We start from the raw sequence: 4544 nt of genomic DNA on the forward strand, positions 1-4544 counted from the left end.
CGATATTTGCTTGCGCTACGCACTTGAGTGGTTAATAGAACAACCGCTTAATATATCGTTACTCACTAGCCACGATATAGATTACGAAACCCTGCTCCCCGATAGCAACTTAGTAGCACAAGATGACGTAACCGTAACGCCCGATCCGCTCGCATTAAGTCACCAACAAAATTACTTTTGGTTTAACCCATTTTTTAAATTAGTAGATAGGCAGTGCTATGTATTAATTGATGACGAAGCCAGCAACCTTGAGCCTTTAGTGCACTACAGCGTAGCCGAACGCATTAATAAGCTAACCAGTTACCGCCCAGAATCGCTAAAAAAACTGCATTACAAAATTAGCTACAACGACAACACCACACTTAGCTTTATTGGTTTAAGCCAACATATAGAACTGGCTAATCAAAACATGAATGTGCTGAGCATTAACCAAAGCCAAGATGTAATGGTATTTGCCTCAGAGCAATACAACGCAACCGGCCTCATGCTAGAGCAAGGCGCTACGTACCGTTTTACCCCATACCCAAATCAATACTGGTTTGACGATGGCATAAAGTGCACGCCATTAGGCTGGAACCGCGATAACGTACAACTTGGCGTAAAAGAAATCCCGATGGCCGTACTTGAACCATTTAGACGATTCCCTCGCGCACAATGGTTTTCACTCATTGGTGCTATTAATAAAAACGACGACCACCTTTTTGAAATAGCCAACGGCGCCGACATTAAAATAGATAAATCAGGCGAGTTTTGCCCATTTGCCAACGACTTAAGCCGCTTTTATGGCGCTAATGCCGGTAAAATAAAAGTGAAAGTAACGCGGTTGGAATAAGAGGAAACCGAGGCTTTTAAATTGTAGGCTGGAATTTACATCGCGCTTTGGCTTTATAAAAACATTAAGCGAGGTATAAAACCTCACCTACAACAACTCAAACACCACACTCAACAAACCCGTAGATGCGATTTTACATCGCGCTTAGCTCTTTAGTAACGGATCATAACTCCCAATCAACGCTACAAAGCCCGCCTAAACACCTGTAGGCGCACTGCTTGCTCGCGCGAAAAGCGAAGCTTTTAAATTAAATAAAACAAATATCAGTTTTAATGTTCACTATAAAACTGATAGGTTATTATTACTGTTTTTATCAATGGTTACTTTTTCGTGGCAAATGAAGTTATACAAAAAATAATTGAGTATTTACATCAAAACACCGACATTGATGTAGTTTGGCTATATGGCTCCCATGCAAAAGGGACAGCTCAGCCTCATAGTGACATTGACTTAGCCATAGCATTTAAAAACTTTGATCTGGAATCGTTCGATAAGCGCCTTAGGCCAAAAGAGCTTGAGCTTGAAATAAGTAATGCACTTAATCTTAACGAACAACTTATTTCGATTGTTGATATAAATATTATTCCAAGTTATTTAGCTTTCAACGTTATTGAATATGGAAAAATAATTATAAGCAATAATAGTGTTAGAGCGATGAAAGAGCAGCAGCGTATATATAGCCAGTTCGAATTTGAAACCATAGCGAGTAAACATGACTGATACCGGAATTACACTTTATTTAAGTGAAGTAACACGCCATATTGACGAATATATGCAAGAACTCGACGAACTCAGTCAAATCGATTCACTTAATAGTAGAGACTACCGAGCTGCAGAGCGATTACTACAGTTAATGACCGAGGTGTGTATTGGTTTATCAAAGCATTGGCTAAAGCAGCACAAAAGTAGTACCAGTAGCAACGCCTATCAAACATTTAGCGAACTTACTAATTTGGGCTTTTTGAGCGAGGCAGAACTACTGTCATGGCGTAAAATTATAGGCTTACGAAATGCTCTTGTTCACGATTACTTAAATATTGACCAAAGTATCGTTAAAACAATCATTAAAAAGCAACACTACACAACTATGCACGCATTTAGTATTAAAGCGATTACAGAGCTAAACAAAGATTCATAGATAAAACCTCACCTACAATAATTAAACCACTGCACTGAACAAAACCGTAGGTGCGATTTTACATCGCGCTTTGTTCTTATAAAAACATTGAGCGAGGTATAAAACCTCACCTACAACAATTCAAACACCTATTCGCCTCACACAATGAGGCGAATAATATGTGTAATTACCTCATTAGGCAATTTTGTAACGTGTACTACGCCCACCTGCGGCGGTTTTTGTTAAAAATCCAAGCGTTTGCAAGTCCGATAAATGGCGTGTTGCGGTTGCACGGCTAACCTTAGCTACCTTTTGATACTGACTCGCACTAATACCCTGTTCAAATTGGCCATCAAGTAACTTATTAAGCACTTTTACTTGCTGCTCACCTAGCTTTGTTTGATCTTTACTTGCCCAGTAATTGGTTTTAAAAATTGTTTGCTCAATATTATTAAGCGTATGGTGTATCGCATTATTAAGCATACATAAAAACCATTTAACCCATTGGGTAATACAAAGCTCTCCACGTTGAGTGGCTTCAAGCACCTCGTAGTAGCTTTTTCTGTCTTCTAAAATAGCCACCGACATAGCGTAAAACCGAATTGACTCAGCATGTTCTTGCGCTAATGCCAGGTCGGTTATAAGGCGTGTAATACGCCCATTACCATCCTCAAGTGGATGTATTGTTACAAACCATAAGTGTGCTATAGCTGCCCGAATAAAAGGGTCTATTTGAGGTTCGTTTTGCGTTTTGTTAAACCAATTAAAAAATAGCGAAAGCTCTTTATTTACTCGCTCTTTAGGAGGCGCCGTAAAATGTAATACCGGTTTATCTAAGCGCCCCGATACCACTTGCATTGGCTCGCCACCACGCAATTGCCCGCCCTCAATTTTAGTAAATAAGCTTTGCTCACCTGCAAATAATAAGCGATGCCAATTAAGCACTCGTTCTAAATTAAGCGGTGAGTGTGTGTTATTTATTGCATCAAGCATAATCTCTGCAAGATTATCGCTTTGCACTGTTGTTGGGTAAGGCTGCTCATTAATATTGAGCTTTTTAGCAAGAGAAGAGCGAACCGAAAATGCATTAAGCTTTTCACCCTCAATCGCACTGGAGTGAATAATATTTGCAAGTAAAGTATCAAGGGCTTGCTGCTTTTGTTGAGCACTTTGCACGCCCATACGCCCTACTAATAAACCTTGATTATATGAAAGATCCCTTAGTAAAGGAGCAAGCGCTGCAGCATCCCACGTAAAGTTTGGCCAGTTTTGCTGTTGCCATATCCACATAGTCTTTAGTCCTAAAGGTAATTAGCTTCAGTCTATGTTATTTATTTGCATCATGCAATGAGGCGAATAACAGGGTTAATTGCCTCATTACTTTTAAGCGCTACATTGAACAGTAATTCACTTTCCTGTGGTAAAAAATGTATTTTTAAGCGAGGTATAAAACCTCACCTACATCATTGCAAACACCGCTCTTAACAAAAGCATAGGTGCGATTTCATATCGTGCTTTGGCTTTTAAATAAGGCCAAGCGCAACACCTGTAGATACCATCTCTCATTTTAAGCTTCAAGGTCGTATTTAACTTTCTTGGAGCTTAAACGCTTCTTGGTTTTTTATTACACCAAAACATATATGAATTAGCTTTCGCATATTTGCACACACAGCTTGCATTGGTGTTTTACCATTATTTATTAACGTTAACTTGTGTCGTTTTATTGTTTTATTCCATTGCCCAGCAACAACGGCTGCCATATAAAGTTTACATCGAATTCTGGCTGGGCCAAGTTTACTGATTGATGTTCGCCCTTTTAATTTACCCGATTCATTATGCCGTGGGATTAATCCACAATAAGCCGCCGCTTCTTTGGCTTTATTAAATTTTTTAGCCGCAAACAAATACGTCAGCTCTCTCGATAATACGGGCCCTATGCCAGGGATTGACTCAAGTAGTTTCCTGTTTCTTTTTAAATCAGGTTCATTATCTATGTGGTTATCAATGTCAGATTTAAGTTGTTTAATTTCATCGTCTAAAAACGCGATAGTCACTTTTATAGATTGGCAAACACGCGCAGAAACGTTGCTGAATTCACTTGCTTCTAATCGGTTCGCTTCTCGTTGCCGGTTACTCTCAAGCGCATCTAAACGACGGATAAGGGCTTTAAGCTCTCTAATTGCTAATGCTTCAGGTTGCCAATAATTAACGACTGCGTGCTTGGCACAGCCATAATGAGCAAGCATCGTTGCATCAGATTTGTCTGTTTTATGAATTATGTTTAAAGCGTCTGCATACTTTTTAGCTTTACCAGGGTTCGCTAAAATAATATTAAAGCCTTGCTCGTATAAAAAATACATCAGTGCTTCATGATAAACACCCGTTGGTTCGAGGGTGATAACGAGCTCATTAGCAGCGCTTTTTGTTGTATTTAAAAGCCATTTTTCTATTGTTACAAAATCTTGGCGCTTGTTTTTAAAGACTTTTGTTTTAATTTTATTTGTAAGTTGGTCTCTCAACCACGATAAATCAATCTTCTCTTTACTAATATCAATGCCGATAAACATCATCTCTACTTACTCCCCTTGTACATAC

General features: G+C 39.0%; 4 protein-coding genes and 1 pseudogene. 3 read left to right on the forward strand and 2 right to left on the reverse strand.

Going from position 1 to position 4544, the window contains the following annotated elements; genetic code table 11:
- From L652_RS0114970 to L652_RS0114980, 3 genes and pseudogenes are all read left to right on the forward strand, one after another.
- Window positions 1–832: pseudogene (locus L652_RS0114970) on the forward strand (DUF2235 domain-containing protein); the annotation flags it as partial.
- Window positions 833–1162: 330 nt separating this feature from the next.
- Entirely contained in the window at window positions 1163–1552 is a 390-nt protein-coding gene (locus L652_RS0114975; protein ID WP_002962075.1) for a nucleotidyltransferase domain-containing protein, read from the forward strand.
- Window positions 1545–1970 carry a DUF86 domain-containing protein gene (locus L652_RS0114980; protein ID WP_002962076.1) on the forward strand — a complete coding sequence of 142 codons (426 nt, stop codon included), beginning with the start codon at window positions 1545–1547 and terminating at the stop codon, window positions 1968–1970. Before L652_RS0114975 ends, L652_RS0114980 begins: the two co-directional genes overlap by 8 nt.
- A gap of 174 nt (window positions 1971–2144) precedes the next feature.
- Here L652_RS0114980 and L652_RS0114985 read toward each other — a convergent pair whose 3' ends face one another.
- Complete coding sequence (locus tag L652_RS0114985; protein ID WP_024597437.1) at window positions 2145–3239, reverse strand: Fic family protein; 1095 nt, start codon at window positions 3237–3239, stop codon at window positions 2145–2147.
- Between the two features lie 296 nt (window positions 3240–3535).
- Window positions 3536–4519: an IS110 family transposase gene (locus tag L652_RS0114990; protein ID WP_024597435.1), complete on the reverse strand. Its 984-nt coding sequence runs from the start codon at window positions 4517–4519 to the stop codon at window positions 3536–3538.
- Window positions 4520–4544 lie beyond the last annotated feature (25 nt).

The sequence above is a fragment of the Pseudoalteromonas sp. TB25 genome (assembly GCF_000497995.1).
Lineage (GTDB): Bacteria > Pseudomonadota > Gammaproteobacteria > Enterobacterales > Alteromonadaceae > Pseudoalteromonas > Pseudoalteromonas distincta.

Bases quoted from the DNA above. Each gene is read 5' to 3' on its own strand.
- L652_RS0114980 (WP_002962076.1), top strand. From the start codon at position 1,545: ATGACTGATACCGGAATTACACTTTATTTAAGTGAAGTAACACGCCAT.
- L652_RS0114985 (WP_024597437.1), bottom strand. From the start codon at position 3,239: ATGTGGATATGGCAACAGCAAAACTGGCCAAACTTTACGTGGGATGCT.
- L652_RS0114990 (WP_024597435.1), bottom strand. From the start codon at position 4,519: ATGATGTTTATCGGCATTGATATTAGTAAAGAGAAGATTGATTTATCG.